General features: G+C 60.1%; 25 protein-coding genes and 4 pseudogenes. 8 read left to right on the forward strand and 21 right to left on the reverse strand.

All coding sequences use genetic code 11. From position 1 onward, the window contains the following. Positions 1 to 23: 23 nt before the first annotated feature. Positions 24 to 1,065, reverse strand: a pseudogene (locus BLW24_RS06470) (AraC family transcriptional regulator). A 115-nt stretch (positions 1,066 to 1,180) separates the two neighbouring features. Between BLW24_RS06470 and BLW24_RS06475 the strand changes: the two are divergent. The 4 genes and pseudogenes from BLW24_RS06475 to tnpC (BLW24_RS06490) form a co-directional block, all read left to right on the forward strand. Beyond that, on the forward strand, positions 1,181 to 3,556 hold the full coding sequence (locus BLW24_RS06475) for a penicillin acylase family protein (protein ID WP_090387641.1): 2,376 nt from the start codon (positions 1,181 to 1,183) through the stop codon (positions 3,554 to 3,556). A gap of 16 nt (positions 3,557 to 3,572) precedes the next feature. After that, on the forward strand, positions 3,573 to 5,057 hold the full coding sequence (locus BLW24_RS06480) for a M20 family peptidase (protein WP_090378177.1): 1,485 nt from the start codon (positions 3,573 to 3,575) through the stop codon (positions 5,055 to 5,057). Positions 5,058 to 5,227: 170 nt separating this feature from the next. Continuing rightward, on the forward strand, positions 5,228 to 5,623 hold the full coding sequence (tnpB, locus tag BLW24_RS06485) for an IS66 family insertion sequence element accessory protein TnpB (RefSeq protein WP_244161054.1): 396 nt from the start codon (positions 5,228 to 5,230) through the stop codon (positions 5,621 to 5,623). Positions 5,624 to 5,641: 18 nt separating this feature from the next. Continuing rightward, a pseudogene (gene tnpC / locus BLW24_RS06490) lies at positions 5,642 to 6,823 on the forward strand (IS66 family transposase); the annotation flags it as partial. Positions 6,824 to 6,868: 45 nt separating this feature from the next. Here the strand turns inward: tnpC (BLW24_RS06490) and tnpC (BLW24_RS06495) are convergent. Together tnpC (BLW24_RS06495) and tnpB (BLW24_RS06500) are read right to left on the reverse strand one after the other, a co-directional pair. After that, on the reverse strand, positions 6,869 to 8,425 hold the full coding sequence (gene tnpC, locus BLW24_RS06495) for an IS66 family transposase (protein WP_090375474.1): 1,557 nt from the start codon (positions 8,423 to 8,425) through the stop codon (positions 6,869 to 6,871). Positions 8,426 to 8,443: 18 nt separating this feature from the next. Then, on the reverse strand, positions 8,444 to 8,839 hold the full coding sequence (gene tnpB / locus BLW24_RS06500; RefSeq protein WP_244161054.1) for an IS66 family insertion sequence element accessory protein TnpB: 396 nt from the start codon (positions 8,837 to 8,839) through the stop codon (positions 8,444 to 8,446). Between the two features lie 50 nt (positions 8,840 to 8,889). Between tnpB (BLW24_RS06500) and BLW24_RS06505 the strand changes: the two are divergent. Beyond that, positions 8,890 to 9,271: pseudogene (locus BLW24_RS06505) on the forward strand (IS66 family transposase); the annotation flags it as partial. A 46-nt stretch (positions 9,272 to 9,317) separates the two neighbouring features. Continuing rightward, positions 9,318 to 10,121: pseudogene (gene tnpC, locus BLW24_RS06510) on the forward strand (IS66 family transposase); the annotation flags it as partial. A 223-nt stretch (positions 10,122 to 10,344) separates the two neighbouring features. Here the strand turns inward: tnpC (BLW24_RS06510) and BLW24_RS06515 are convergent. The 5 genes from BLW24_RS06515 to BLW24_RS06530 form a co-directional block, all read right to left on the reverse strand. Further along, on the reverse strand, positions 10,345 to 10,899 hold the full coding sequence (locus BLW24_RS06515; protein ID WP_090378181.1) for a hypothetical protein: 555 nt from the start codon (positions 10,897 to 10,899) through the stop codon (positions 10,345 to 10,347). Positions 10,900 to 11,098: 199 nt separating this feature from the next. Next, entirely contained in the window at positions 11,099 to 11,593 is a 495-nt protein-coding gene (locus tag BLW24_RS25540) for a hypothetical protein (protein WP_139272647.1), read from the reverse strand. 421 nt (positions 11,594 to 12,014) lie between these two features. Further along, positions 12,015 to 13,445: an IS1182 family transposase gene (locus tag BLW24_RS06520; protein ID WP_090387642.1), complete on the reverse strand. Its 1,431-nt coding sequence runs from the start codon at positions 13,443 to 13,445 to the stop codon at positions 12,015 to 12,017. Positions 13,446 to 13,836: 391 nt separating this feature from the next. Further along, on the reverse strand, positions 13,837 to 14,421 hold the full coding sequence (locus BLW24_RS06525) for a YceI family protein (RefSeq protein WP_090378184.1): 585 nt from the start codon (positions 14,419 to 14,421) through the stop codon (positions 13,837 to 13,839). A 161-nt stretch (positions 14,422 to 14,582) separates the two neighbouring features. Next, the gene (locus BLW24_RS06530; protein ID WP_090378187.1) at positions 14,583 to 15,800 is read right to left on the reverse strand and encodes a hypothetical protein; all 1,218 of its coding nucleotides are present in this window, start codon (positions 15,798 to 15,800) and stop codon (positions 14,583 to 14,585) included. 1,267 nt (positions 15,801 to 17,067) lie between these two features. Here BLW24_RS06530 and BLW24_RS06540 point away from each other — a divergent pair. Both BLW24_RS06540 and BLW24_RS06545 read left to right on the forward strand, forming a co-directional pair. Continuing rightward, positions 17,068 to 17,958, forward strand: coding sequence for a hypothetical protein (locus tag BLW24_RS06540; protein ID WP_090378193.1), 891 nt, complete (start codon positions 17,068 to 17,070; stop codon positions 17,956 to 17,958). Positions 17,959 to 17,987: 29 nt separating this feature from the next. Then, entirely contained in the window at positions 17,988 to 18,665 is a 678-nt protein-coding gene (locus tag BLW24_RS06545) for a hypothetical protein (RefSeq protein ID WP_090378196.1), read from the forward strand. Positions 18,666 to 18,696: 31 nt separating this feature from the next. Here BLW24_RS06545 and BLW24_RS06550 read toward each other — a convergent pair whose 3' ends face one another. The 13 genes from BLW24_RS06550 to BLW24_RS06610 all read right to left on the reverse strand — a co-directional run bounded on the left by BLW24_RS06550 (position 18,697) and on the right by BLW24_RS06610 (position 25,131). Beyond that, the gene (locus BLW24_RS06550) at positions 18,697 to 19,845 is read right to left on the reverse strand and encodes a site-specific integrase (protein WP_090378199.1); all 1,149 of its coding nucleotides are present in this window, start codon (positions 19,843 to 19,845) and stop codon (positions 18,697 to 18,699) included. Next, positions 19,842 to 20,054 (reverse strand): DUF4224 domain-containing protein, encoded by a 213-nt coding sequence (locus BLW24_RS06555; protein ID WP_090378202.1) that lies wholly within the window; start codon positions 20,052 to 20,054, stop codon positions 19,842 to 19,844. The genes BLW24_RS06550 and BLW24_RS06555 overlap by 4 nt, the downstream gene beginning before the upstream one ends. Positions 20,055 to 20,069: 15 nt before the next feature. Beyond that, complete coding sequence (locus tag BLW24_RS06560; protein ID WP_090378204.1) at positions 20,070 to 20,528, reverse strand: hypothetical protein; 459 nt, start codon at positions 20,526 to 20,528, stop codon at positions 20,070 to 20,072. Then, entirely contained in the window at positions 20,525 to 21,115 is a 591-nt protein-coding gene (locus tag BLW24_RS06565; RefSeq protein WP_090378209.1) for a phosphohydrolase, read from the reverse strand. The genes BLW24_RS06560 and BLW24_RS06565 overlap by 4 nt, the downstream gene beginning before the upstream one ends. Further along, positions 21,112 to 21,681: a 3'-5' exonuclease gene (locus tag BLW24_RS06570; RefSeq protein ID WP_090378212.1), complete on the reverse strand. Its 570-nt coding sequence runs from the start codon at positions 21,679 to 21,681 to the stop codon at positions 21,112 to 21,114. Before BLW24_RS06570 ends, BLW24_RS06565 begins: the two co-directional genes overlap by 4 nt. After that, positions 21,678 to 22,166, reverse strand: coding sequence for a hypothetical protein (locus BLW24_RS06575; protein WP_090378215.1), 489 nt, complete (start codon positions 22,164 to 22,166; stop codon positions 21,678 to 21,680). The genes BLW24_RS06570 and BLW24_RS06575 overlap by 4 nt, the downstream gene beginning before the upstream one ends. Before the next feature lie 77 nt (positions 22,167 to 22,243). After that, entirely contained in the window at positions 22,244 to 23,065 is an 822-nt protein-coding gene (locus BLW24_RS06580) for a DUF2303 family protein (protein WP_090378218.1), read from the reverse strand. 43 nt (positions 23,066 to 23,108) lie between these two features. Continuing rightward, on the reverse strand, positions 23,109 to 23,453 hold the full coding sequence (locus tag BLW24_RS06585) for a hypothetical protein (RefSeq protein WP_090378221.1): 345 nt from the start codon (positions 23,451 to 23,453) through the stop codon (positions 23,109 to 23,111). A gap of 41 nt (positions 23,454 to 23,494) precedes the next feature. Continuing rightward, the gene (locus BLW24_RS06590) at positions 23,495 to 23,731 is read right to left on the reverse strand and encodes a pyocin activator PrtN family protein (RefSeq protein WP_090378224.1); all 237 of its coding nucleotides are present in this window, start codon (positions 23,729 to 23,731) and stop codon (positions 23,495 to 23,497) included. Then, positions 23,728 to 24,096 carry a hypothetical protein gene (locus BLW24_RS06595; RefSeq protein WP_090378228.1) on the reverse strand — a complete coding sequence of 123 codons (369 nt, stop codon included), beginning with the start codon at positions 24,094 to 24,096 and terminating at the stop codon, positions 23,728 to 23,730. The genes BLW24_RS06590 and BLW24_RS06595 overlap by 4 nt, the downstream gene beginning before the upstream one ends. Beyond that, complete coding sequence (locus tag BLW24_RS06600) at positions 24,093 to 24,377, reverse strand: phage antirepressor KilAC domain-containing protein (protein WP_090378231.1); 285 nt, start codon at positions 24,375 to 24,377, stop codon at positions 24,093 to 24,095. Before BLW24_RS06600 ends, BLW24_RS06595 begins: the two co-directional genes overlap by 4 nt. Positions 24,378 to 24,388: 11 nt before the next feature. Beyond that, positions 24,389 to 24,955 carry a deoxynucleotide monophosphate kinase family protein gene (locus BLW24_RS06605; protein ID WP_090378234.1) on the reverse strand — a complete coding sequence of 189 codons (567 nt, stop codon included), beginning with the start codon at positions 24,953 to 24,955 and terminating at the stop codon, positions 24,389 to 24,391. Continuing rightward, the gene (locus BLW24_RS06610; RefSeq protein ID WP_090378237.1) at positions 24,952 to 25,131 is read right to left on the reverse strand and encodes a hypothetical protein; all 180 of its coding nucleotides are present in this window, start codon (positions 25,129 to 25,131) and stop codon (positions 24,952 to 24,954) included. The genes BLW24_RS06605 and BLW24_RS06610 overlap by 4 nt, the downstream gene beginning before the upstream one ends. Positions 25,132 to 25,170 lie beyond the last annotated feature (39 nt).

The raw sequence follows: 25,170 nt of genomic DNA on the forward strand, positions 1-25,170 counted from the left end.
CAGGCCTGTGTAGAAAGGCTAGATCAGCCTGACGCCGTTATGCCCACAGCCGACTGCCGGCGAAAGCCCTGTGGCGTCGCACCCTGCCAGCGCTTGAACGCGCGGTAAAACGGCGACAGCTCGGCAAAGCCGCAGGCGCGGGCCACTTCACGGATGGCCAGGCCGTTGTCGAGCAGGGTCTGCGCGCGCAGGCGACGCACCTCATCGTGCAGCTGGCGAAAGCTCTGCTGCTGGTCGGCCAGCGCCCGCTGCAGCCCGCCGACGCTGTAACCCAGCGCCGTGGCGCAGCGCGGCAGGTCGCACAGCTGCACGCCCAGGTTGACCTCCAGCCAGTAACGCACGCGGTTGAGCAACTGGTTTTCCTCAAGCTCGGCCAGCTCCACTTCCGCCTGCGCCCAGAGCACCGCGAACAGCCGCGGGTTGGCGCTGCGCGAGGGCCGACTGAGCCAGGCACGCGGGAAGATCAGCGCATCATGCGCCTGGGCAAAACGCGGCAGCAGGCCGAACAGCCGGCGGTGTTCACTCAGCCGGCGCGGGGCCGGGTGGCGAAACTCCACGCCGTCGAGCGCAAAGCCGCCGTCGTTGACGCTGGCCAGCATCTTCTGCAACAGCAGCGCCAGGCACTCCATCTGTTGGCGCAACGACCCCACGCCACGGTAATTGAGATCGAAGATCAGGCGCGCCTGCTCGCCCTCCAGCTCCAGGCGCGCGGCAAACCCGCCGGAGAGGATGTGCTGAAAGCGCACAAAGCTCTCCAGCGCCTGACCCAGGTCGCGGCTGGCCAGCAGCAGGTAACCCACTACATCCATCGGCCGTGGCTGCATGGTTTCCCCCAGGTGCAGGCCGATGTCGGCATCACCACTGATGCCCGCCAGCGCCAGCCAGAAGCGCGGCGCATTGTCGTGATCCTCGCGGGCATTGAACAGCGGCGGCGCCAGCACCACGCCCTGATAGGCCTGGCGATAGGTGTCGGCCCAGCGCCGCCAGGGCCTCGTAAAGCAGGCGGCGCAGGGTCGAGGAATGGGTCAGTGCGCTGGCGATGCTGTTGTGCGGGTCGTGTTGCATAAAGGCCTCTTGGATTGACCAAAGACTTTCACTCTTGCTGTATTCGGTCAATGCCTGCACAGCCGGCAGTGCGCACAATGGCCAGACTGATAAAACCTATAACAAGGAAAACCCCATGAAACGCACCCTGACTGCCCTGGCCCTGATCGTCGCGGCCTCTGCCGCCGGCGCTTACTGGTATATCGACAGCAAGCAGCCGCAACGCGCCGGCGAGCTGCAACTGAGCAATCTGCAGGGCGCAGTCACGGTGGATTACGACGAGCGCGGCGTGCCGCATATCCAGGCGCAGAACGAGGCCGATATGTACCGTGTGCTGGGCTATGTGCACGCCCAGGATCGGCTGTTCCAGATGGAAATCCTGCGTCGCCTGGCCCGCGGCGAGCTGGCCGAGATACTCGGCAGCAAGCTGGCCGACACCGACCGCCTGTTCCGCACCCTGGGCATCCGCGAACACGCCGACCGTTACGCCGCCAAGCTGGACACGAATGCCCCGGCCGGCCAGGCGCTGCAGGCTTATCTGGATGGCGTAAACCAATATCAGGCCAGCCACCCGGCGCCGATCGAGTTCGATGTATTGGGCATCGAAAAACGTCCGTTCAATGTCGCCGACACCCTCAGCGTCGCCGGCTATATGGCCTACAGCTTTGCCGCCGCCTTCCGCACCGAGCCGGTGCTGACGCATATTCGCGATCAGCTGGGCGCCGATTACCTCAAGGCCTTTGACCTCGACTGGCACCCGCAGGGCGTGGTCGGTCAACACCTCGCCGCTGACGACTGGCAGGACCTCAACGCCATCGCCGAGCTGAGCCATGCCGCGCTGCTGGATGCCGGCCTGCCGCAGTTCGAGGGCAGTAACGCCTGGGCCATCTCCGGCAGCCGCACCGCCAGCGGCAAGCCGCTGCTGGCCGGCGACCCGCATATCCGCTTCGCCGTGCCGTCGGTGTGGTACGAGGCCAACCTGAGTTACCCCGGCTTCAGCCTGTACGGCCACCATCAGGCGCTCAATCCGGTGGCATCACTGGGCCACAACCGCGACTTTGCCTGGAGCATCACCATGTTCCAGAACGACGACCTCGACCTGATTGCCGAGAAAACCAACCCGGACAACCCCAACCAGGTCTGGTATCGCGGCCAGTGGGTCGAGCTGCAAAGCCGCGAGGAGCTGATCAGCGTCAAGGATGCTGAGCCGGTGCGCCTAACCATCCGCCGCTCGCCGCACGGCCCGATCATCAACAGCGCCCTCGGCGAAACCGTCGGCAGCACGCCGATTGCCATGTGGTGGGCCTTCCTCGAGACCGACAACCCGATCCTCGATGGCTTCTACCAGCTCAACCGCGCCGCCACGCTGGAGCAAGCCCGCGTCGCCGCCGAGCACATCGAAGCGCCGGGGCTGAACGTGGTGTGGGCCAACGCCACGGGGGATATCGGCTGGTGGGCCGCAGCGAAACTGCCGCGCCGCCCGGCCGGGGTCAACCCGAGCTTTATCCTCGACGGCAGCAACGGCGAAGCGGAAAAAGACGGCTACTACCCGTTCAGCGCCAACCCGCAGGAAGAGAACCCCACGCGCGGCTATATCCTCTCCGCCAACTACCAGCCCGTATCGCCGACTGGCATGGAAGTGCCGGGCTACTACAACCTGGCCGATCGCGGCCAGCGCCTGGACGAGCGCCTGCGCGACGACAGCGTAAAGTGGGATGTGCAGAACAGCCAGGCCCTGCAACTGGAGCCCGGCACCGGCTACCCGCAACGCCTGCTCGCGCCGCTGGCGGCTGATCTGCGGGCTGCCGCCACTGGCAGCGAAGAGCAGGCACTGGTCGAGCAGCTGCTGAGCTGGGATGGCCAGCACCAGATCGAGAACACCGCCGCCACGCTGTTCAACCAGCTGGTTTACCAGTTGGCGCGCGAAGCCATGGCCGACGAGCTGAGCGAAGCCTTCTTCACCAACCTGCTGCAAACCCGCGTGCTCGACAGCGCCCTGCCGCGTCTGGCCGCCGATGCCAGTTCACCCTGGTGGGACAAGCGCGGCAGCGATGCCGTGGAAAGCCGTGCCGACGCCGTCAAGGCCGCCTGGCAGGCCAGCCTTACCCACCTGCGCAGCACCCTCGGTGACGACAGCGCGAAATGGGCCTGGGGCAGCGCGCACACCCTCACCCACAGCCACCCGCTGGGCCAGCAGAAGCCGCTGGATAAACTGTTCAACGTTGGCGCCTTTGCCGCGCCGGGCGGCCATGAGACACCAAACAACCTCTCGCAACCGGTCGGCCCAGCGCCCTGGTCGGTGGTGTACGGCCCATCGACCCGCCGCCTGATCGACCTGGCCGATGCCGGCAGCGCCCTGGGCATCAACCCAGTCGGCCAGAGCGGCGTGCTGTTTGATCAGCACTACAAGGACCAGGCCGAACGCTATATTCGTGGCGAATACGTGCCGATGCACCTGGATGCCGAGGCGATCAAAGCCAACAGCCGCAGCCAGCTGATTCTGCGCCCATAAGCCAAGGAGATCGGCGATGAAACGTCTGTTACTGCTTCTGCTGATTGCTCTGCTCGGCCTGGTGGCCGTGGTGGTCGGCCGTACCCTGCTACTGCCGGCTGCCGCGTACAACCGCGCGCCGGTCAATCTGCCCGAAGGGCTGGATGGCCAGCGCGCTGCCGAGAGCCTGGCGGCCGCCATTCGCCTGCCGACCCTGTCGCACCAGGTCGGCGCACCGACCAGCCAACTGGCGGCCAGCAACGCCGCCTTCGCCGGCCTGCGTGAGTGGCTGGCGCAGCACTACCCACGGGTTACAGCTGGCACTGAGTCACTCGCCACCGGCAGCCCGAGCATCCTGCTGCGCTGGCCGGGCAAGGACGCTCAATTGCCTGCTGCTCTGCTGATGGCGCATCAGGACGTAGTACCCGTCGCGCCCGGCACCGAAGAGCTGTGGAGCCACCCGCCATTCTCCGGGGCGATTGCCGAGGGCTTTGTCTGGGGCCGTGGCGCCATCGACAGCAAGGGCTCGATGGTGGCGATCCTCGAAGCGGTGGAAACCCTAATCGCCCAAGGCTTCCAGCCACAACGCGATGTACTGCTGGCCTTCGGTCACGATGAAGAAATCGGCGGCCACCAGGGCAACCGGCGCATCGCCGCGCAGTTGCAGGAACAGGGCAAACGCCTGGCCTGGGTCAGCGATGAAGGCGGCTTTGTGGTACGCGGGCAGATCCCTGGCGTCAGCCAGGATGTCGCCGTGGTCGGTATCGCGGAAAAGGGCTACGTCAGCCTGACCCTCACCACCAGCGCCCAGGGTGGCCATTCCTCGCAGCCACCGGCCTTTGATGAAACCGCCATCGGCCGCTTGAGCCAGGCCCTGCAACGGGTCGGCGATGCGCCCTTCCAGCGCGGCTTCGACGGCCCCACCGGCGACCTGCTGGCGAGCTTTACCCCGGCGCAAGCCTTCGGCTACCGGTTGATCTTCGCCAACCTCTGGCTGTTCGGCCCGCTGGTGGAACAGCAACTGGCCGCCTCGCCAGCCGGTGCCGCGCAACTGCAAACCTCGCTGTCGCCAACCCTGCTGCGCGCCGGGATCAAGGAAAACGTCCTGCCGCCCAGCGCCCGCGCCACCCTCAACCTGCGCATCCACCCGCGCGACAGCATCGACAGCGTGGCCGCCCATGTGCGCAATACCGTAGCGGATGAGCAGGTTCAGGTCAAAGTCATGCCCGGCGGGCGCGAGCCTTCAGCGGTATCCGATGTCAGGGGCGTGGCCTACCAGCAGTTCGCCGAGGTAATCCGCCAGAGCTTCAGCAACACCCTGGTCAGCCCCAACCTCACCGTCGGCGGCACCGACTCGCATTACTACGAGCCGCTCACCGACAACGTCTTCCGCTTCAGCCCCCTGCTGATGGAGCGCGACGACCTGCCACGCATGCACGGCACCAATGAGCGCGTAGCGGTCGATACGTTGGCCAATGCCAGTGGGTTTTACTACCGCCTGCTGCAGAGCCTGGCGGACTGACTACGGTATCGCGCAGCTCCGCCACATGCCGCATGGCGGCACTGCGCAGAAGCGCCAGCAAACCAACGAGCAGCGGTGCTAAACAGGCCCGCTGCTCGCTCAGAATCGGAAGCTCAGTTCTCTGTAAGCGCTCCATAAACCTCATCTACAAATGATCCGCAGGCCAGCCAATGCTGAGCTCCAATTTCTTTCTGGAGCCAGCCGTCATGATGCGCCCCGACGCCAAAGTCGAAAAAGTCTATCTATACCCCAAGCCGGTGGATTTCCGAAAATCCATCGATGGCCTGGCCGCCCTGGTCGAGCTGGATATCAAGGTGGCGGTGTTCGACCCGGTGCTGTTCGTCTTCCTCAACCGCGCGCGCAGCCGGGTGAAGATTTTGTATTGGGAGCGCAACGGCTTTTGCCTGTGGCTCAAGCGATTGGAGGCTGAACGCTTCAAGTCGCATCCGGAACCTGGCGAAGATGCGATCGTGCTGACGGCCCAGGAGTTGAACTGGTTGTTGGACGGTATCGACCTGTGGCGCAACCGGCCGCACCAGGTTTTGACCCCTAGGTTCGTCACCTGAGCCGGTATAATCCACGGCATGATTTCTGTGCCCGAAACCCTTCCTGATGACCCCGCCGCGCTCAAGCAATTGCTCGCTGAGGTGTTGTCGTCGGCGCAGGAATTGGCCAAGGACAAGGATGGGCAGATCGAGCGCCTGCGCGAACAAAACGCGCTGTTGATCCAGCGCCTGTTCGGCCGTAAATCCGAGCAGAGCAGCGACCCGGATTCACCGCAGCTAGAGATGTTCAACGAAGCGGAAAGCCTGGCCGAAGCGGCGGCTGAAGCTCCGGCCGCTGAGGTCGAGGAAGAAGTCGTTGCGCCGACCAAGCGCCGCGGCAAGCGCAAGCCGTTACCGGCCGAACTACCGCGTGTCGAGGTCATCCACGAACTGCCCGAACACGAACTGACCTGCGAATGCGGTTGCCGCAAGCAGGCCATCGGCGAAGAAACCAGCGAGCAGCTGGAAATCATCCCGATGCAGGTTCAGGTGATCCGCCACGTTCGCAAGACCTATGCCTGCAAGGCCTGCGAAAGCGCGCCGGTCACCGCTGACAAACCGGCCCAACTGATCGAGAAAAGCCTGGCCAGCCCGAGCGTGCTGGCGATGCTGCTGACCAGCAAATACGCCGACGGCATCCCACTGTATCGCTTCGAAAAGATGCTCAGTCGCCATGGCATCGACATCCCCCGGCAGACCCTGGCGCGCTGGGTGATCCAGTGCGGCGAACTGCTACAACCGTTGCTCAACCTGATGCGCGACAGGCTGCTGGACAGTCCGGTGATCCACTGCGATGAAACCCGCGTGCAGGTGCTCAAGGAGCCTGGGCGCGATCCGAGCAGCCACTCCTGGATGTGGGTGCAGACCGGTGGCCCGCCTGGCAAACCGGTGATCCTCTTCGACTACACAACCAGCCGCGCGCAGGAGGTGCCGCTGCGCCTGCTCGACGGTTATCGCGGCTACCTGATGACCGACGATTACGCCGGCTACAACGCCGTGGCCGCACAACAAGGTGTTGAACGCCTGGCCTGCTGGGCGCATGCGCGGCGCAAGTTCGTCGAAGCGCAAAAGGTGCAACCGAAGGGCAAAACCGGGCGTGCCGACATCGCGTTGGGGATGATCAACAAGCTCTACGGCATCGAGCGCGAACTTAAGGATGCCAGCGATGAACAGCGCTACCGGGGCCGCCAGCAGCACAGCCTACCGCTCCTCGATCAGCTGTAAGCGCTCCATAGACCCCACCTCCCTCTGGAGAGGTTTTGCGTTTTACAGTGGCGTCGTTGGTTGGCAGTTCCAAGGCAGCAGCGCTTCGTAGGCTTCAACGCTGTTGGCCAGCGGCAGGCGTTCGAGGACATGGCGCAACCAGGCGTAGGGCTCCTGGCCATTGGTCTTGGCGGTTTCCACCAGGCTGTAGAGTTGGGCGCTGGCGGTCGCGCCTTTCGGCGTGTCGCTGAACAGCCAGTTCTTGCGACCTATGACGAAGGGCCGGATCGCGCGCTCGGCAGCGTTGTTATCGATCGGCAGGTGGCCAGCCTCGATGTAGCGTTCGAGTCGGCTCCAGTTGCTCGCCAGGTAGTTCACTGCTTTGCCCAGGGCATTCTGCGCCGTGACCTGCGGCTGGGTTTTCTCCAGCCAGGTCTTGAGCTGATCGAGGAGCGGTAGGCTGTGCTGCTGGCGGCCCCGGTAGCGCTGTTCATCGCTGGCATCCTTAAGTTCGCGCTCGATGCCGTAGAGCTTGTTGATCATCCCCAACGCGATGTCGGCACGCCCGGTTTTGCCCTTCGGTTGCACCTTTTGCGCTTCGACGAACTTGCGCCGCGCATGCGCCCAGCAGGCCAGGCGTTCAACACCTTGTTGTGCGGCCACGGCGTTGTAGCCGGCGTAATCGTCGGTCATCAGGTAGCCGCGATAACCGTCGAGCAGGCGCAGCGGCACCTCCTGCGCGCGGCTGGTTGTGTAGTCGAAGAGGATCACCGGTTTGCCAGGCGGGCCACCGGTCTGCACCCACATCCAGGAGTGGCTGCTCGGATCGCGCCCAGGCTCCTTGAGCACCTGCACGCGGGTTTCATCGCAGTGGATCACCGGACTGTCCAGCAGCCTGTCGCGCATCAGGTTGAGCAACGGTTGTAGCAGTTCGCCGCACTGGATCACCCAGCGCGCCAGGGTCTGCCGGGGGATGTCGATGCCATGGCGACTGAGCATCTTTTCGAAGCGATACAGTGGGATGCCGTCGGCGTATTTGCTGGTCAGCAGCATCGCCAGCACGCTCGGGCTGGCCAGGCTTTTCTCGATCAGTTGGGCCGGCTTGTCAGCGGTGACCGGCGCGCTTTCGCAGGCCTTGCAGGCATAGGTCTTGCGAATGTGGCGGATCACCTGAACCTGCATCGGGATGATTTCCAGCTGCTCGCTGGTTTCTTCGCCGATGGCCTGCTTGCGGCAACCGCATTCGCAGGTCAGTTCGTGTTCGGGCAGTTCGTGGATGACCTCGACACGCGGTAGTTCGGCCGGTAACGGCTTGCGCTTGCCGCGGCGCTTGGTCGGCGCAACGACTTCTTCCTCGACCTCAGCGGCCGGAGCTTCAGCCGCCGCTTCGGCCAGGCTTTCCGCTTCGTTGAACATCTCTAGCTGCGGTGAATCCGGGTCGCTGCTCTGCTCGGATTTACGGCCGAACAGGCGCTGGATCAACAGCGCGTTTTGTTCGCGCAGGCGCTCGATCTGCCCATCCTTGTCCTTGGCCAATTCCTGCGCCGACGACAACACCTCAGCGAGCAATTGCTTGAGCGCGGCGGGGTCATCAGGAAGGGTTTCGGGCACAGAAATCATGCCGTGGATTATACCGGCTCAGGTGACGAACCTAGGGGTCAAAACCTGGTGCGGCCGGTTGCGCCACAGGTCGATACCGTCCAACAACCAGTTCAACTCCTGGGCCGTCAGCACGATCGCATCTTCGCCAGGTTCCGGATGCGACTTGAAGCGTTCAGCCTCCAATCGCTTGAGCCACAGGCAAAAGCCGTTGCGCTCCCAATACAAAATCTTCACCCGGCTGCGCGCGCGGTTGAGGAAGACGAACAGCACCGGGTCGAACACCGCCACCTTGATATCCAGCTCGACCAGGGCGGCCAGGCCATCGATGGATTTTCGGAAATCCACCGGCTTGGGGTATAGATAGACTTTTTCGACTTTGGCGTCGGGGCGCATCATGACGGCTGGCTCCAGAAAGAAATTGGAGCTCAGCATTGGCTGGCCTGCGGATCATTTGTAGATGAGGTTTATGGAGCGCTTACGATCAGCTCAAGACCTGGCTGGAGAAAACCCAGCCGCAGGTCACGGCGCAGAATGCCCTGGGCAAAGCAGTGAACTACCTGGCGAGCAACTGGAGCCGACTCGAACGCTACATCGAGGCTGGCCACCTGCCGATCGATAACAACGCTGCCGAGCGCGCGATCCGGCCCTTCGTCAATAGGTCGCAAGAACTGGCTGTTCAGCGACACGCCGAAAGGCGCGACCGCCAGCGCCCAACTCTACAGCCTGGTGGAAACCGCCAAGACCAATGGCCAGGAGCCCTACGCCTGGTTGCGCCATGTCCTCGAACGCCTGCCGCTGGCCAACAGCGTTGAAGCCTACGAAGCGCTGCTGCCTTGGAACTGCCAACCAACGACGCCACTGTAAAACGCAAAACCTCTCCAGAGGGAGGTGGGGTCTATGGGGCGCTTACGATGAAACCCGCGTGCAGGTGCTCAAGGAGCCTGGGCGCGATCCGAGCAGCCACTCCTGGATGTGGGTGCAGACCGGTGGCCCGCCTGGCAAACCGGTGATCCTCTTCGACTACACAACCAGCCGCGCGCAGGAGGTGCCGCTGCGCCTGCTCGACGGTTATCGCGGCTACCTGATGACCGACGATTACGCCGGCTACAACGCCGTGGCCGCACAACAAGGTGTTGAGCGCCTGGCCTGCTGGGCGCATGCGCGGCGCAAGTTCGTCGAAGCGCAAAAGGTGCAACCGAAGGGCAAAACCGGGCGTGCCGACATCGCGTTGGGGATGATCAACAAGCTCTACGGCATCGAGCGCGAACTTAAGGATGCCAGCGATGAACAGCGCTACCGGGGCCGCCAGCAGCACAGCCTACCGCTCCTCGATCAGCTCAAGACCTGGCTGGAGAAAACCCAGCCGCAGGTCACGGCGCAGAATGCCCTGGGCAAAGCAGTGAACTACCTGGCGAGCAACTGGAGCCGACTCGAACGCTACATCGAGGCTGGCCACCTGCCGATCGATAACAACGCTGCCGAGCGCGCGATCCGGCCCTTCGTCATAGGTCGCAAGAACTGGCTGTTGAGCGACACGCCGAAAGGCGCGACCGCCAGCGCCCAACTCTACAGCCTGGTGGAAACCGCCAAGACCAATGGCCAGGAGCCCTACGCCTGGCTGCGCCATGTCCTCGAACGCCTGCCGCTGGCCAACAGCGTTGAAGCCTACGAAGCGCTGCTGCCTTGGAACTGCCAACCAACGACGCCACTGTAAAACGCAAAACCTCTCCAGAGGGAGGTGGGGTCTATGGAGCGCTTACCGATAACAATCATGATCCGCGTGATCGATTGAACGCTTGGCCCCCGCTGCGCGAACTACAGAGTGGCCAGGGCGGTGAGCCCAAAACAGGCCGGATATACGAATGCAACCGCGCTGACGACAGGTGCAAAAGCAAAGCTTTGCTCACTACTTGTGGGGAGAGTCCATATACCGCTTGTTAGGCCTCACTCGATTTCAGGTCTTGCAGGCGTGCAGCAATTTTGTACTGTTCGATGGCTTGAGGATTATTTTGCGCGAAATGAAAGAAAAATTCCGCTAAATCTGAAATCAATTTTCTTAAGAGTAACTCCAGTTCTTGAAGTTCTGACTTTTCCAAATGCAGCGTTTCATTGAATTGCATGTGTGGAAAATTTATCTGCCCATCGAACACTTTGAATGTACTTGATCTAAAATGCATTTCATTTTCATCTGAGTGTGCAAATACTTTCTTGCGCAAGTTCGAAATTTTTTCTACGAGTTGTTTTTCTTCCTTGCTCAGCTTTATGCCTACAGCGCCGAGATTCAGAGTGGAGCCGCCTCGAGATTGCTCGAGTGGGCGAGCCATAGAAACTATGGCAGTTGTTTCATAACAGCGAAAACGCCGCAGCTCTATCTTTGAGTGGTTTTTATCAAAGTCACAGTCTTCTAAGAGAAATGTCAGCGCTGATAATGCTTGCTGAAAATCCCAAAGTGAATAGATGGCTCTGACTAACTGCGGTTCAGTAATTTGCATGATGCCTAACGATTAAGCTAAGGGGCTGGCTTTAGCCCGTCCCAGTGAGCGCAGCGAACGAATTGAACCAGTAGTTATAGGAGCTAACTACTTTTCTTCTGGTTCACGACTGCCTCTTTAGATTTTTTGACGTATTCAGTGGTTGGTGGAGCAGGTGGTGGAGTTTTAGTGTTATTTTGACTTTTCTTCTCAGAGTCACTCATTTTGCAATCTCCATATATATAGTTAATGAAGCAGCTACAGCTAACCCCCAAGCGCTTATAGCAAGTTCTTGGTAGGCCAATTCAAGATTTTTTGATTTTTCATCAATTACTTTTGCAAGCTGTTCTACTGTGTCCACATAGCAGTTGTAGAGATATGTTGAGTGGGTTTCTGCATCAACGGCTGCAAGGTATTCAGCAGCTAATCTGCTGCGAGGAAGAACAGGGCAATCGCCAATACGTAGTGCCAGCAAGGAGTGCCCCCATGCACAAGCTATGGAAAACGCTCCTATTAGAAATGCTATGAGAACAACCCAATTCGCAGGGTCTTCTGGGTGAAATATAACCCCTTTGTTTATTCCTGATATTGCGGTAATTGCTCCTATTAGTATGGTGACAAACGTTAGAAGTTTTGTGCACTTATTTTCAAAGTGGTCAAATCGGGATTGCTCTTCGCAGTAACGATCTTTTAGGTATTCCAGTGTCGTCAGCATATTATTTTTGAAGGAATCCTATAACTATAAATAGACACCAAATGGTGTGATTACGATTTATCAGTCATGGTGGATAACATTCCTTGTCCTCTTTGCCATCCCTGTCTTGGCTGGGGTTTGTAGCGTTGTGCTGACGGTATAAGAGGGAGTTATACGCCACCAAACTGCTCGATCATGTGTGCGTGCAAAGTCGCCTGCGACATTACTCGATTCGCCCCACGCGGGTCTATGGCGAATGGCTGTACTTGGCCCAGACCGTGTAAAAACGCAGCAAGCAATGGCAATCAACTGCCGGGGGATTTTCTAAGTGTCCAGAAGGCCGCCGGAGGCACCAATCAGGCGTATTCGGTGATTCCTGGTTGTGTGGCACTTTAGGCTTCGGTGCGCCTGCTGGAGGACGGCAGGACTCGTAAAACAGGTCTCAGGCCTTCATCGCTGCCATTAGGGCACCGCTGCCCAGCAAGCTCAACACGCGCTTGAGGTTGTAGGCGAGCACATGCAGGCCCATCTCTGTGCTCACCCGGTCGAGCGTTCTGGTGAGGAAATGGGTGGCACCCATCCAGGATTTCAGCGTGCCGAATGGGTGCTCGACCGTTTGGCGACGGATCCGCATCATCTCGGGCGCTTGATCCAGGCGGGTCTGCATCGCCTCAAGTACAGCCTCATGCTCCCAGCGGCTCACCCGGCGCTGTGGACTCGGCGTACAGTGCTCTTTCAGCGCACAACCCTGGCAGTGCGAACTCCAGTAGCGGTGCAACTTCAGTCCTTTCTCGACGCTTGAGTACCGCCAGATCAGGTTTTCCCCTGCCGGGCATCGGTACTCGTTCTTGGCTGCGTCATAGATGAAATCACCTTTGCCGAAGCGGCCAGCCGCTGTCGCTCCCGAGGTCAGCGTCTTGGGTACGAAAACGGTGATGCCAGCCTCATGGCACGCAAGGGTTTCTTCGCCTTTGAAATACCCTCTGTCTGCGACCGCCGATAGCTTCTCAACACCCATGGCCTCTCGCGCCTGTTTGGCCATGGCGCTCAGTTGGTCTCGATCGACTCCGTCGTTCGTGACCTCATGCGTCACGATCAGGTGGTGCTTCGCGTCGACCGCCGCCTGCACGTTGTAGCCGACCATGCCGGTGCCACGAGTCTTCATTGAGCGGGCATCGGGATCGGTCAGGGAGATCTGTTTGTCCGATGTTTCGTTGAGCTGTACTTCGATTTCCTTGAGTTCCTTCAGCTTAGTTTTCAAGGTCGCGATCTTTTCGTGGAGGCGTTCTGCTTTGACCTGCGCCACGGCAGGTTCCTGGCGATCAGCGGTATCCAGTGCAGTCAGGTAACGGTTGATGCTGGACTCGATTTCCTCCATTCGCCGCTGAAGCTTGGCACTGGTGAAGTTGCGGTCGCGGTTGTTGACCGCCTTGAACTTGCTGCCATCGATGGCCACAAGCGCTTCAGAGAACAGGCCAAGCTGCTGGCACAGCACCACGAACTGCCGACAGACACCGCGGATTGCCTTGCCGTTATCCTTGCGAAAGTTGGCGATGGTCTTGAAGTCCGGCATCAACCGTCCGGTCAGCCACATCAACTCAACGTTGCGCTGAGCCTCGCGTTCGAGACGGCGACTGGACTGGATGCGGTTGAGGTAACCGTAGATATAGATCTTCAGGAGATCGGCAGGATGGTAGGCGGGCCGACCTGTTTCCGCCGGGACGACACCGTCGAAACCCAGCTGGACAAGGTCGAGTTCATCGACGAAAACATCGACCACCCGCACCGGGTTGGTGTCCGCCACGTAGTCATCCAGGCTCTCGGGAAGCAGCGCGCTTTGGCCTCGATGCTCTCCTTGGATAAAACGCTTCATCGGCATCCCCCGCTGATTTGAATCCATCAAATCACAGCAAGGTCGATGCCAACGTTTTTACACAGCCTGGGCCGTTTTCTGCCAGTCAATCGGTACAGCCTACTGGTCTGGACCAATGCAACTGACTGGTCAGTTGGGTGCAATTACGCACAGACTTCAAAACGGCAAATGCGTTTTTACACAGCCTGGGCCGATTTCTGCCCGTCGTATCGAGCGGATCAACATCTATGCCGAAAAGATTAAACGGTGGAAAACGCTTCGCGGTTTTCCACCCTACGATCCGATTATCAAATCTCGATAGCCCTGTAGGGCGGGTGAAACCCGCATCCCCAGCATAATATTCATGCGTAATAATTCGCGCTAATCATCGATAACGCGGATTTCAGCCGCCCTACAAGCCTTGTGCGCTGGGTACAAAGCGCAGGCGGAAGGTAACCGGTACTGCGCTGGCGATGTTTTTCAGGCCCGCCAACTCCATCAGCTTGAGCAGGCCGCTCTGCATGCCGAACTCATGGGCGTTGATGATTAATGGCTGCGAGGTGGAAACCTCCACCACATCCGGGCGCAGTTGCAGCACATAGAGTTCAGTGCGCACGACCCGGTTGTTCCCGTGCAGATCCAGGCGCACGTTCATTTCCCGAGTGAAGCTTTCGCCGACTTGCAATTGCTCGTACAGCTTGGCAGGCAGCCTTAGGCTGGCAATGGCTTCAGGATATTGGGCGACTTCGAACAGGTAATCACGGATGCGCTCGTTACGCTTGTCGATATTCGACTCGACGCTGGCCAAGCCAATCCGCAGCCAAGCCTTGCCGTCTTCGTCGACCGCGCCTGTAAGCGTGCTGAAGCTGTGGTGGTCGCTGATGCTGGCGTCCTTGGTGGTGGTAAAGCTGAGGAACGAGTGTTGCGGGTCGAGGGTCCAGCTTTGGGCTGGGGCCAGCGAACTGACAAAGAGTAAAAGCAAGGCGAGATAGTGCATGGAATTCTCCTGTGGTTTGTTGTTTTGCTTGGTCGTGAGAAAAGCGGGCAGATTTATTTTCCCAACGCTAAAAAAGCCGCTGTTGGCCGACTCCAGCCTGTTGCGGCCTGGCAACTCCCGGCTAGGAGCAGTCACTCATCGCCTACAAAACCAGGGGCGATTCATTCAGCAGTAACCATTTCAAACAGGAACTGATCAGCGCGCTTCCCAGTTGCCAGGTGTGGGGCTGAAAGCTCAACTAGAAGTAAATTGCTTTGAGTTGAGAAAAACTCACTGGCGATATCGTCTAAGTCGCTGCCGGCAGCTTGAACATGCAAATCGATGAGGGATCGACGAGTCGACAGCAAGACCATCGGCCCCCTACCGTCGCGAGAGTGGGTATCCAGTGCCCACTTGCCTTTCGCCTGACTGTTGAGCTTGTCGCACAAAGCTACTAGGTAGCTACGGGCCTCTTGCCTGATTTCCTCATTGAACCACAAGCCAATACCGACGGAGAGATCCGGTATTCCGTCGGTGCAAGGCCCTAGGTACTCGTAAACTTTTCCGGCAAGTGTACCACTCCACAAAATGAGTTGAGCGTCATGACATTTGGAGCCGTCATTGGTGAGCGTCAAGCCACAAAAAATTGGCCAGATGAAGTCTCCACCACTTCCCCCGCGAGGAGCTCGAAGTTGCTCCAGACTCGTTCCCTGAAGCTCGATTCTAAGACAGTTATCCGCAACTTTACCCAGCCCGGTCAGCCCTTGCGTGAGTCTTTGATCGGCGGGGTAGGCAGTAATATCCGCCAGATCGATACGGGTTCCGTTCATACCATTGCCTCCAAGGAATCTTGTCAATTGTTTAGTGAGGTAATTCAATGCACTTGTGGATGAGCTATGGTCCGTAAAAGCGCGTAAGTACTTTTCAACAGCACGCCAATACAAAGTTTTATGGACCCAGTCTGATGGAGGCAAAGTGGAGTGTGTAATCAGAACAAGGCCGCCAAACGTCTCTTTCCGACTTGTCCGGTATGACTGGTACATGGAGAGTTGATCGACTCGCCCCAGCTCATCTTGGTATTGGGTAAATCCAGCTGCGATTTTGCTCTCGATGATCAGAAAAAAATCAGTGCATCGTCCAATCAGGTCCGGGCGTTTACCCTCCGCCCCGTGGTCGCCTGGGCCGATGACGTGCTGAGTTTCCCAGGCAATTGAATTGAGATTGCTTAATTCTCCGAGCTGGTCCGGTGCCAGTTTGAAGAGGTCGGTCAGCACCTCTGCGACTCGACCAGCAAGCGTCACTTGGCGCAGCCACTCTGCAAAGAGTTCGGTGAGAAAGTCCTCAAGGGGTGTCCGAACTTCGTTCTGTCGGAACGCAAACAAACGGTCGAAAAAACTCATACCTTTCCTTGGCAGTTGGGGGCAAGCGGAGATTCTGGCACAGTCAGAAGCTCATAAGCAGGCTAAATGCCGTTACGGCCTTTGGAAGCGCGCCTATGTTGCCCCCCAAAAAAACCGACTTCCAAGAGTAAAAACGGGAGATAGACAGAGCGCCTGCTTTTGGCCGGTAGTTGTCGGTCACGCTGACACATGCCCCAGACTGTTTGCCCCGGTAATCCCCCCTTAAGCATGGCCTTCCCGGCACGGCTTCGACATTTCAAAGCAAGTAAGTGACGCAAGCTACGCAAGCAAAAGACCATTATGGCTGCGCCGTGGCCTGCGTCAGTGCGTGCGAGACGTACAGCTGCCATCGCTGAGTGCCGGCACTGGTACGCAAAGAGTTGGTACGCAGCGAGGTACGCACGCAAAGCACAGCAACAGAGCGAGCGGCGTAGTTAGTGCTCAATGGTTAGCGCCGAGGTTAGTGCTAAAACCAAGACCCAAAAAAGCCGCATTTTCGATCTGGCTGTGGTTAACAGTGCGATGATTAACAGGGAGTTGACATGGAAAACGCATGGTTACCAAGCTGGTTACCACGAAAACGTATGGTATCCAAAGCGGCGGTTTCCAGGCTGGTTTCCATGGAAACTAGTGTTTCTGAGCGCCATAGTTACGGAGAAGGTTACGCCGTAACCGACAATCCTAGACCTGTCATTTGAGTGTCGTGGCAAAGGTTCTGGCAGTGAGCAGCCTGAATTTAGTAACAGGTACGCGCACGCACGCGAGGGCTGACGACTTCGACAATCAATCAAGCCTGACGCTGGTCTGGTGTGACTGGGAGGGGGAGGCAAAACTAGACGCTCAAGGTATGCCCGAACGACGGGGGGGGGGCTTTTTTACGTTTCCGCAAAACTCAGGTTTTGGGCCGGACTTTTAGCGGCTGGGATGGGTAGCTGGCTGGAGGTCGGATAATGAAACGGGGAACGAACGGGGAAAATCAGAGGGTAAATTGCCCAGAAACAAAAAAGGCCCATCGTGAGATGAGCCTAAGTCGTTGTTTCGTATGGTGCCGGCACCAAGAGTCGAACTCGGGAGCTACTGATTACAAGTTACCGCGTTTATATATTTATTTCAATCACTTACGAGATTAGATATTACGTCAACGCTGCTCGTAAGCCGCCTTTCTACGTGTGTCTAGCTTCCTTTTTTACGTAGCGTTTCCGGAGATCCTTGAAAGGTCGCGGTTCTGCCCTCATCTTGATAAGAGGGCAATGGAGAGGTTCGGTTGATGACTTTGGGTGCGTATGTCGAGCAGCAGTTTGGTAAAGACCAGGCAAAGAAGCTTGCAAACATCAGGCGTGGTGGGGATAACAACAGCAAGGGGGCTTCGTTTGAGACCTACTATGCCGCCGCCAAGGTGTGCGAGGTCGCAGCCAACCAGGTTGATTTGGATGATTTTGTCCTATCTTCGCAGGAGCTAGCCTTTGTTGATGACCTTTGTCTCCGGCAGCAATCCACGGCGCACAAAGAAAATTATCAAGCCAAGAACTCGGACGGCAGCGCCGCTGCGTGGGATGCTGAGATGGAGGAGCGATTCCGTATGCAGATGCAGATCGATACGGAGTTCCATAGCAGCCAGAAAAACCGCCAGATACTGCTTGTCTCTTGCCCGAGTATGGCTGCCGCTAATGATGGAAAGATACCTGCCGACCTTAAGGAGAATTGCTTCTCAGAGTTTTTCCCTTACGATCCTGGTGCGACTAAATTGCTATACGCTTCCCCGCAGCTAAGGGAGAATCTTAAGGCGATATGTAATACCGATAATCTTGCAATGCTTGACGTTGCGTTTAGATGTGTGGTATCGGCTTGGTCGTGTGAAGATAAAGCGCGTTCTGTTGGGGATGTGATTGGTAGGGCTAAGGCTGACTCGAGGCCAAACGTCTTTCGAGAGTCCCTTCCAGAGCGGCCTGGCATCCCTGATTGGCTGCATCGTCTCTGTTTGGCTTTCCATGGTCTCGAAGCGCGTGTAGAATTCGGCAATTTTAAAGTCGGCTACAATGGGTTTGAGGTAGGTTTGGGGTCAGCCCCGACCGAGTCAGAGTCCGGGGTTCTGGAAAGCTTTGGAAGTATTGGGGACGTTTTCGCGTTCTTCATGTCCCAAGCCCAGAAGGAACTATAAGGTGCAGACAATAACTAGGGGGACTTGCGATGATTGCTGAGCGTGCGTATAGCCGTTTTGCTAATGAAGTCGCCAAAATCGCACTGGGTGAGCTGCTGAGCTCTACTCATGCTCCCGTCCAGTATCAGTCCACCATGAAAACTCTGGGCCGATGCTTAGGCGATGTCCTTAATGACGTCATTCCTGGTCGCGACAGGTGCCTAGTGGCGTCTACTGCGGAGGATGCCGACTACCTGTCTTCTGGTGTGCTTGAATCTCTGCAATCCAAGCATGAAACCATGGCGGCCATTTTCTGGAATAACCACTATTCCCTCAAAAGCGGCAGCGTCGCGCCAATCGTGCATAAGTACGTGCAGCCCGGCTACGAGGGTGCCGACTCGCTCGTTGTAGTGAAGTCAGTCATTTCTGGAAGTTGTGTGGTTCGTACAAACATTTTGGCGCTGATTGAGCGGCTTAGTGTTTCGAAGATTTATATTGTCTCGCCGGTAATGCACATCAAATCTGAAGAGGCTCTTCGGTCTGAATTTCCCGATGAAATTTCTTCTAAGTTTGTCTTCATCTACTTTGCTCAAGACTCGCAAAAAGATGAAAGTGGCGAAGTTATCCCTGGTATCGGCGGGCAGATTTATCAGCTTCTCGGTATCGGTAAGCAGCCAGCCCAAACTGGTTACATGCCAAGTCTCGTAAGACGATTGGCCGCTATATGAATAAAGCCCGGGATATCCCGGGCTTTTTGTTTTACTCCCCCGCCGGGCTCACTACCGGCACGCTGTGATCGTAGACATCGAGCATCCCCTCGCTGCGGTGGCCTGAGGCCTGCTGCTTGTCGGCGCGGGTGCCTTCCGTGTCGGTGATTCCTCTCCTCTTGAAGTCGTGCAGGCCAAAGCGTTGCTCGGTGGTCATGACTTTCTTCTCGATTGCCTGGGTCACCAGGCGCTGCCAGGCCGTGTCCAGGCTTGTCTTCTGCAGGGCGCCGCCGTGGGCGGCGACGATCAGCCAGCGCTGCTCGGCCGCGATCGGCACCGGCATTTTTTTCTTCTCCCAGATATCGGCGCGCACCTTTTTGGCCGCGTCCCAGGCTGCGCGCAGACGTGGCGTCCAGCGCACGATGTTGTCGCGGCTGCCCTTGCGGCGGTTGGTGAGTACGCCTTCGGGGGTCTCGTTCGCATCGGTGAGGGTAACGGTCTCGATGCCGCGCAGGCGGCACAGGTAGCTGATCTCCATCACGTACCAGAGGTATGGCGCACAGGCTCCCTTTTCGCCGCGGGTCAACTTGCCTTGCTGTTGGGCGAACTGGATCAGCGCGGCCATCGCAGTAGGCTCTGGAAGTCGGCGTAGCTTGCGCTCCTTCGGCGCTTCGATGCCTTGGGCCGGGTTCACGTCGACATAGCCCCGGTTGCGGCCCCACTGCATCAGCCGGCGTAGATAGCGCAGAGCGTGGGCGGCTTTGGATGGGGTGCCGTCCTCGGCGATCCGATCCACTACGCGTTGCACCAGGGGCGGGGTGAACTTGCGCACGGCCAGCTCGCCCAGCGGCTTGCCCAGCTTCGTCGGGATGCCCAGCAGCACGTCGCGGGAGTAGCAGTAATCGTCCTGGGTCTTCTTGGCCAGGCGCTTGAACTGGTCGCTCTTGTGGAACTGCTCGGCGAGGAAGGCCAGGCTGTCGCGGTCAATGCCGGCGCGCTCTTCCATGATCCGGTGCAGCTCGGACATGGTTGCATCCCGGCTGGCGAGGTTGGTGCGGCGCTGTTTGCCTGCCTCGTCCAAATAGAGGGTGTACCACACGCCAGATCCACGATGGTCGAAGTAAACGGCCGCTGGGAGAGCGGCCTGGTCGATGTGCTTGGGAATGTGCGGGCTGTGCTGCCGCTTGCGTCCACGTCTCATACGATGCTCGGGTCGTAGTGTTCTTGGTTGCCGGCCTTGAGGCCGCCGGCCTGGTTGATCAGATCGGTGGTGGTCCACGGGCCGAGGCGGCCGTGGAATATCCTGATGCCTTGCTGGCGCAGCGTGCGCTCGACGTCGGCGCGGCGCTGGTAGCCGGTCACTTTCTGCAAGTCTTGGAAGTCTAGGATGCCGGCGACATTGCTGCTCATATCCGCTACTTCCTGTCAGGCTGCAGCCGGCGCCGGCCAGGCGCCAACTGCGTCGAAGAGTCGCGCAGCCTGGGCTTCGTCCAGGGTCACGCTGTTGGGAATGGCGATCCAGCCCGAGCCGACGATGTGTTGCGGGTTGCAGTCGGAAAGGTGCTGCCGGTAGCAGGCCTCGATGACTTCAGTCAGCTGGCCGGCGAGGTAGACGCCTTGCGGCGCTGCCTCGATGCTCTTGATGTAGCGCTGGCCGAGTTGGTCGATGCACAGGGCGCTGATGTAGATGCACCAGGGGTGGGCGAAGTCGCACACCGCGTCGACCATTGGACGGGACTTGATCAGCGTGCCAGTTTTCCAGTTCACCAGGTGCTGCGCGCCCGCCGGATCGATGTTGATCACGGCGGCGTGGTTGGTGCGCACCAGTGCCCGGCAGTTGCGTTCCAGGCGGGCGTACATATTGTGAGGCTTGCGGGTGCTCATGCTGCGCCGCCTTCGGCCTGGGCCCTTCGGCGATGCGTAGTACTGAGCAGCTGCAGTAGGCGCGCGTGGTAGTGGATGGCGGCATAGCTGGGCTGCCACGGGTCGATGTAGGCAGCGTGGGGCTGGATGCCGTCGAGGCAGGGCCATGGCTCTGGGTGGCTGGGCATTAGGTCGCGCTTTTCGGTGGCCAGTGCAACCAGATCGGCGTGCTTTACGCTGGCGGGCAAAACCGGCGACAGGTTAAAGCGCTCACAGATGGCCTCCCATACGCGTTGCTCGGTCACTTCATAGGTGCATGCCAATCCGTGGCAGTGGGCCCAGTCGCGCATGCCTTCTTTCAGCGGGCGTACCAGGTCGCCCACGTAGGCTTCGGTGGCGTCGTGCAACAGAGCGGCCAAATGGTGCTCGGCCGGTACCAGATCAGCCACCAGGTAGCAGTGTTGGGCCACGCTGTAGAAGCTGCTGGTGTGGCCGTTGAAGCGGCACTGCATGCTCAGGCTGTGGGCGATATCGGTCGGGTCCACCATGTCGGCGGTGGGGGTGGCCAGGTCGAACTTGCGGCCGCTGCGGGTGATTATCCAGCTCATACCAGTGCCCCCACCTGTAGGGTCTGATGGAGATTCAGCGCCATCAGCAGTTGCTTGGCCTCGTGCATGGCGTCATCGAGGGCGTGGTGCTTGGTGCCCTCGAACGGCAGTGCCTTGGCCTCGGGGTAGAGGGCCAGCAGGGTGCGCAGGTCGCGGTCGTTCCAGAACATCCAAGGGCGCTGGATGCCGCAGGCGTCGAAGGCGTTGCCGACGATAACGTTGTCGAAGCTGCTGCCGTTGCCCCACAACAGGGCCTTGGGGTTTGGCTTGTGAAGGTGGTTGCAGCCCATGAACTCCGCCAGCTGGGCCAGGGCCGACTCGAGGCGGATCGCGCCGGGCTTGTGGATCTCTTCCCGGGCGGCTTCGTCCTGCTGCAGCCACCACTCGATGGTGCTGGCGTCCACCTGCAGGCCTGCCAGCAGGGAGGTTTCCAGGCTGACGCGGCGGTAGACGCTGCCGGTGATGGCGCCTTGCTCGATGCGTACGCAGCCGATGGCTACGATGGCGGCGTGCGGACCTTTGCCCATGGTTTCAAGGTCGAGCACGTAGTGGGTGGCGTTGATCATGCTGCCTTCTCCTGCTCGGTGGTCTCGGCAGTCGGCAGCGTGGCGACTAGGCGGCGGTCCATGTCCTGAACCAGGTTCATCAGGTCGCGGGCGCGTACAGCCGAGTCATTGGCCTGCAGTCCGGCGAAGGTGTTTGCGGCCAGTTTCAGCATTGCGTGGATGTCCGCCAGCGCTAGGCGGTCGGCGATGCCGAATGGGCTCGCGCGGCGGGCATAGATGGCAATGCGCGCGTCGCAGTCCTGCATGATCGCATCACGCTCCAGGCGGTGTTCGGCTATCAGGTTGGTGTGCTTGCGGTGAAGGCGCTCGATGTCTTCGTGCAGCGCTGCGATGCGGTCGTCGTGGCCGTGCTTGGCGTCGTCGTAGCCTTCGTCGTAGCCATCTGCTCGGGCGCTTTCGGCGGTGCGGCGGGAGTAGATGGCCAGGCCGATCAGGGCCAGCACCAGTCCGGCGATGATCAGGGTGAGCAAGGTAGTGGTTTGCATGTGCTGTGTCCTCGTAGAGCCCGCCGCCGGGAATTGCTGTCAGAGTCCGGCAGCGGGGTGTTGCAACGGGTTGAGGGTTACTTGCCTTGCTGGTAGGTGCCGATGGTCAGGGGTACCAGACCGCCCACAGCGCTATCCAGCACACGCTTGAACTCATCCGCGAAGCCTTCGCGCTGGGCTTCTTCGCCGACCCAGCGCAACTTCAGCTGCGGATCGTCGCGGCCGGTGATGACCGACACGCGCAGGGTGATGCTGGCCGGCTCCAGCGGCTCGTAGGGGCGGGTGGTGAAGATGAACGTGGTCGGCATGGTCTCCAGGCTGCGCGCCTCGATCTCGTCCATGGCGCTGCGGCGGGCCGAGAGGTCACCCACTTCGCTGTCGCGGGTGCTGGATGCCTTGATGCTCATGCGGCGCACGGCGTTGATGGCGGCGAGCATGGGCAGCGATTCATCACCAGCGCCGGCCACTAGGTGCGGCATCCAGTCCTCGAGGAACTCGGCCAGGGCCTGCTGGCTCAGCGGCTTGCCGACGATGCCTTGCAGGGCGACGTAGGCGGCGGTGGGCTTGAGTGTGAGAGTGGCGGTGTCATCACCGTGGCCCGGCTGTGCGTCGGTGCCCAGGTTAAAGATCACCGTGGCGCTCATCGCGTCTTGATCCACGAAGCCGGCTGGCTTGGGCTCGTTGGTGGTGTGGCGCTCCACGTAGCCGGCGAAGTCAGCCAGGGAGTGGGTGCGCAGCGTGCCGCGGAAGCGGTCGCGGTTGGCCTGGTACTGCTCAAGGTTGAGCGGGCGGATGGTCTCGGGCAGCAGAGCCAGTTTGTGGCCACCGGTCTCGAGGGTTTGGTTGGCGCCCGCCAGTGCGGTGGCGATCAGGAGTTGCAGTGCGTCTTTGTCGAACATGGATCAGTTCCTTGTAGTGTCAGAGGGGAACGTGGGTTGAGGGTCAGCTGCGTGCCAGAACGGGTGTGTCGCTCTTCTGGAATAGCTGGCTCGTGGGGTTTTCCAGGAACAGCTGGAGGCCGTCCGGGGTGACGTACAGCGGTGTATCGAGCGTGGTGTCCTCGCGGCGCTTGCCGCGCTTGGTGGGCTCGACGAAGTCCAGGGTGTGGGTGACGTTCACCTGGTGGCTCTGGGCGATCTGCTTGAGCTTGAAGGTGACAGTCACCTGGCCCTGCTTGCCGTATTCCACGCAGCCGGCGGCGACGTCGGAGAGGGCCTTGCCCAGCTGTTGGGCAAACACCCCGGCGTTGAGGGATTGGAGGAACTCGGATGCGTCAGTGGCTTTCATGTGCTGTGCCTCTTGGATTGGTGTTGGGCGTTGTGCCCGGTTTAAGCCGCTGCCTCGGCCCGAGAGTCGAGGTAGGCGGCTAGATCCGTCAGGCGCACGTAGAGCGGCGCCAGGCGGGAATCGGTGTGCTTGAAGGTGGGCAGCTGGACTTCCCCGGAACGGAGCAGGGCGCGCAGGCGCTTGTCCGTCTTGATGTGGGGGAAGTAGTGCTCGCGCACTTCGCTCAGCGAGAGGCTGTTGGCCTTCCAGCGCTGCTGCAGTAGTTCCAGCGTTGTCATGCCCGGGCCACCCCGCACCCCGCCGGCAGCCGGGGCCGCAACAGCGCGACGAGACTGTCGACAGTCTTGCCCTTGTCGCGGGCGGCGATGTTGCCGGCTTCATCAGTAATCACGGCGCCGAAGGGGCGCACCGGGTCAGTGGTGAGGGTGACGTGCGGCAACCAGCCAGCCGGTGTGATCGCCAGCAGGGCGGTGTAAAGCGCCACCAGGTGCAGCGCCTCCGGCTGGATGGCCTCCAGGCGTTGCAGAACCTCGGCTGATGCATCGCGCACAACGGCGGCGGGCACGGCAGTCGGGTTCTGGAAGTGCATGCCGGCCAGCTTGACCACGCCGATAGCGTCGGTGATGGGGTTGGGCTTGCTCATGCGGCGGTGTCCTTCTGCGGGATTTCCTTGATCTCGATGCCCATCTGCGCGGCCAGCCAGTCGATGCCGCGCTCCGTCACCATCAGCACCGCGTAGTGCTTGCGGTGCCCGAGTTGCTTGGGCTGGGTGACGCGGGGCTCCATGAACAGCTTGCCGGCGCCGACGTGTTTGGCCGCCAGGGTGCCGTCCTTGTTCAGGTGGCCTTGGTCACGCAGCCAGACGCGCAGCGCGGTCTCGCGGATGCCCAGTACCTGGGCGGCCTGATTCAGGGTGCGATTCATGGCTGCGGGCCTCAGGCTGCACGCTGGTTGCGCATGAGGTGCGAGGTGGCGCGGTCAAGCTGGTCGTACAGCTCCTCCAGCGTGCCGTCGTTCTCGATCACGTAGTCGCCACGGTAGTGGCGCACGCCGTACTCGCTGACGTGGTCATTGGCTGGGCGGATGCCGCGGCGGCTGATGTGGAAGATCACGCCGCCCTTGCTGCGCACCCAGTCCGCCTCGTTGTCGAAGCGCACGTCGCGGATCACCACGCCTTTCATGGCTTGGTCATGCTCAGCCAGTAGCTGCAGGTTCTGCTCGGCGAGCAGCAGCCAGAGCTGCGGGTGGACGAGGTCGCGGCCCCATTCGGTGCCGAGTAGCTGCATCAGCTCGCGCGGGGACTTGCCCAGCCAGGGCAGGGGCTGCTCCTTCTCGGCGCCTTCCAGTTGGGCGGCGGTGAGGTGGAACATGCTGACCAGCGCCTGCTTGAGCGGGTCGGCGAAGGCGTAGCTGATGAGGGTGAGGTGTGCCGCCAGGTAGCGGGCGACGGTGTCCTTGCCCACGCGGGCGTGGCCGGCGAGGCCGATCAGGAGCTGGCTCATGCTGCGTCACCTCCGAACGGGCCGGTGCTGCTCGGCTGAGCGCGGCGGCGTTGCTCGCGGGTGACGTACTGGCAGCCAGCGTCACGCGCCAAGCGGCGCACTTCAAAGATGTGGCTGGGGTTGAGGGCCGGGTGCGAATGCACCTGGCAGGTAGAAGCGTGCTGTGTCGTATTCATGTCGCGTACTCCAGAGGTCAGAGTGTGGGTATGCGATCA

Origin of the sequence: Pseudomonas anguilliseptica, from assembly GCF_900105355.1 — a bacterium.
GTDB classification, from domain to species: domain Bacteria; phylum Pseudomonadota; class Gammaproteobacteria; order Pseudomonadales; family Pseudomonadaceae; genus Aquipseudomonas; species Aquipseudomonas anguilliseptica.

Bases quoted from the DNA above. Each gene is read 5' to 3' on its own strand.
- BLW24_RS06475 (WP_090387641.1), top strand. From the start codon at position 1,181: ATGAAACGCACCCTGACTGCCCTGGCCCTGATCGTCGCGGCCTCTGCC.
- BLW24_RS06480 (WP_090378177.1), top strand. From the start codon at position 3,573: ATGAAACGTCTGTTACTGCTTCTGCTGATTGCTCTGCTCGGCCTGGTG.
- tnpB (WP_244161054.1), top strand. From the start codon at position 5,228: ATGCTGAGCTCCAATTTCTTTCTGGAGCCAGCCGTCATGATGCGCCCC.
- tnpC (WP_090375474.1), bottom strand. From the start codon at position 8,425: ATGATTTCTGTGCCCGAAACCCTTCCTGATGACCCCGCCGCGCTCAAG.
- tnpB (WP_244161054.1), bottom strand. From the start codon at position 8,839: ATGCTGAGCTCCAATTTCTTTCTGGAGCCAGCCGTCATGATGCGCCCC.
- BLW24_RS06515 (WP_090378181.1), bottom strand. From the start codon at position 10,899: ATGCAAATTACTGAACCGCAGTTAGTCAGAGCCATCTATTCACTTTGG.
- BLW24_RS25540 (WP_139272647.1), bottom strand. From the start codon at position 11,593: ATGCTGACGACACTGGAATACCTAAAAGATCGTTACTGCGAAGAGCAA.
- BLW24_RS06520 (WP_090387642.1), bottom strand. From the start codon at position 13,445: ATGAAGCGTTTTATCCAAGGAGAGCATCGAGGCCAAAGCGCGCTGCTT.
- BLW24_RS06525 (WP_090378184.1), bottom strand. From the start codon at position 14,421: ATGCACTATCTCGCCTTGCTTTTACTCTTTGTCAGTTCGCTGGCCCCA.
- BLW24_RS06530 (WP_090378187.1), bottom strand. From the start codon at position 15,800: ATGAGTTTTTTCGACCGTTTGTTTGCGTTCCGACAGAACGAAGTTCGG.
- BLW24_RS06540 (WP_090378193.1), top strand. From the start codon at position 17,068: ATGACTTTGGGTGCGTATGTCGAGCAGCAGTTTGGTAAAGACCAGGCA.
- BLW24_RS06545 (WP_090378196.1), top strand. From the start codon at position 17,988: ATGATTGCTGAGCGTGCGTATAGCCGTTTTGCTAATGAAGTCGCCAAA.
- BLW24_RS06550 (WP_090378199.1), bottom strand. From the start codon at position 19,845: ATGAGACGTGGACGCAAGCGGCAGCACAGCCCGCACATTCCCAAGCAC.
- BLW24_RS06555 (WP_090378202.1), bottom strand. From the start codon at position 20,054: ATGAGCAGCAATGTCGCCGGCATCCTAGACTTCCAAGACTTGCAGAAA.
- BLW24_RS06560 (WP_090378204.1), bottom strand. From the start codon at position 20,528: ATGAGCACCCGCAAGCCTCACAATATGTACGCCCGCCTGGAACGCAAC.
- BLW24_RS06565 (WP_090378209.1), bottom strand. From the start codon at position 21,115: ATGAGCTGGATAATCACCCGCAGCGGCCGCAAGTTCGACCTGGCCACC.
- BLW24_RS06570 (WP_090378212.1), bottom strand. From the start codon at position 21,681: ATGATCAACGCCACCCACTACGTGCTCGACCTTGAAACCATGGGCAAA.
- BLW24_RS06575 (WP_090378215.1), bottom strand. From the start codon at position 22,166: ATGCAAACCACTACCTTGCTCACCCTGATCATCGCCGGACTGGTGCTG.
- BLW24_RS06580 (WP_090378218.1), bottom strand. From the start codon at position 23,065: ATGTTCGACAAAGACGCACTGCAACTCCTGATCGCCACCGCACTGGCG.
- BLW24_RS06585 (WP_090378221.1), bottom strand. From the start codon at position 23,453: ATGAAAGCCACTGACGCATCCGAGTTCCTCCAATCCCTCAACGCCGGG.
- BLW24_RS06590 (WP_090378224.1), bottom strand. From the start codon at position 23,731: ATGACAACGCTGGAACTACTGCAGCAGCGCTGGAAGGCCAACAGCCTC.
- BLW24_RS06595 (WP_090378228.1), bottom strand. From the start codon at position 24,096: ATGAGCAAGCCCAACCCCATCACCGACGCTATCGGCGTGGTCAAGCTG.
- BLW24_RS06600 (WP_090378231.1), bottom strand. From the start codon at position 24,377: ATGAATCGCACCCTGAATCAGGCCGCCCAGGTACTGGGCATCCGCGAG.
- BLW24_RS06605 (WP_090378234.1), bottom strand. From the start codon at position 24,955: ATGAGCCAGCTCCTGATCGGCCTCGCCGGCCACGCCCGCGTGGGCAAG.
- BLW24_RS06610 (WP_090378237.1), bottom strand. From the start codon at position 25,131: ATGAATACGACACAGCACGCTTCTACCTGCCAGGTGCATTCGCACCCG.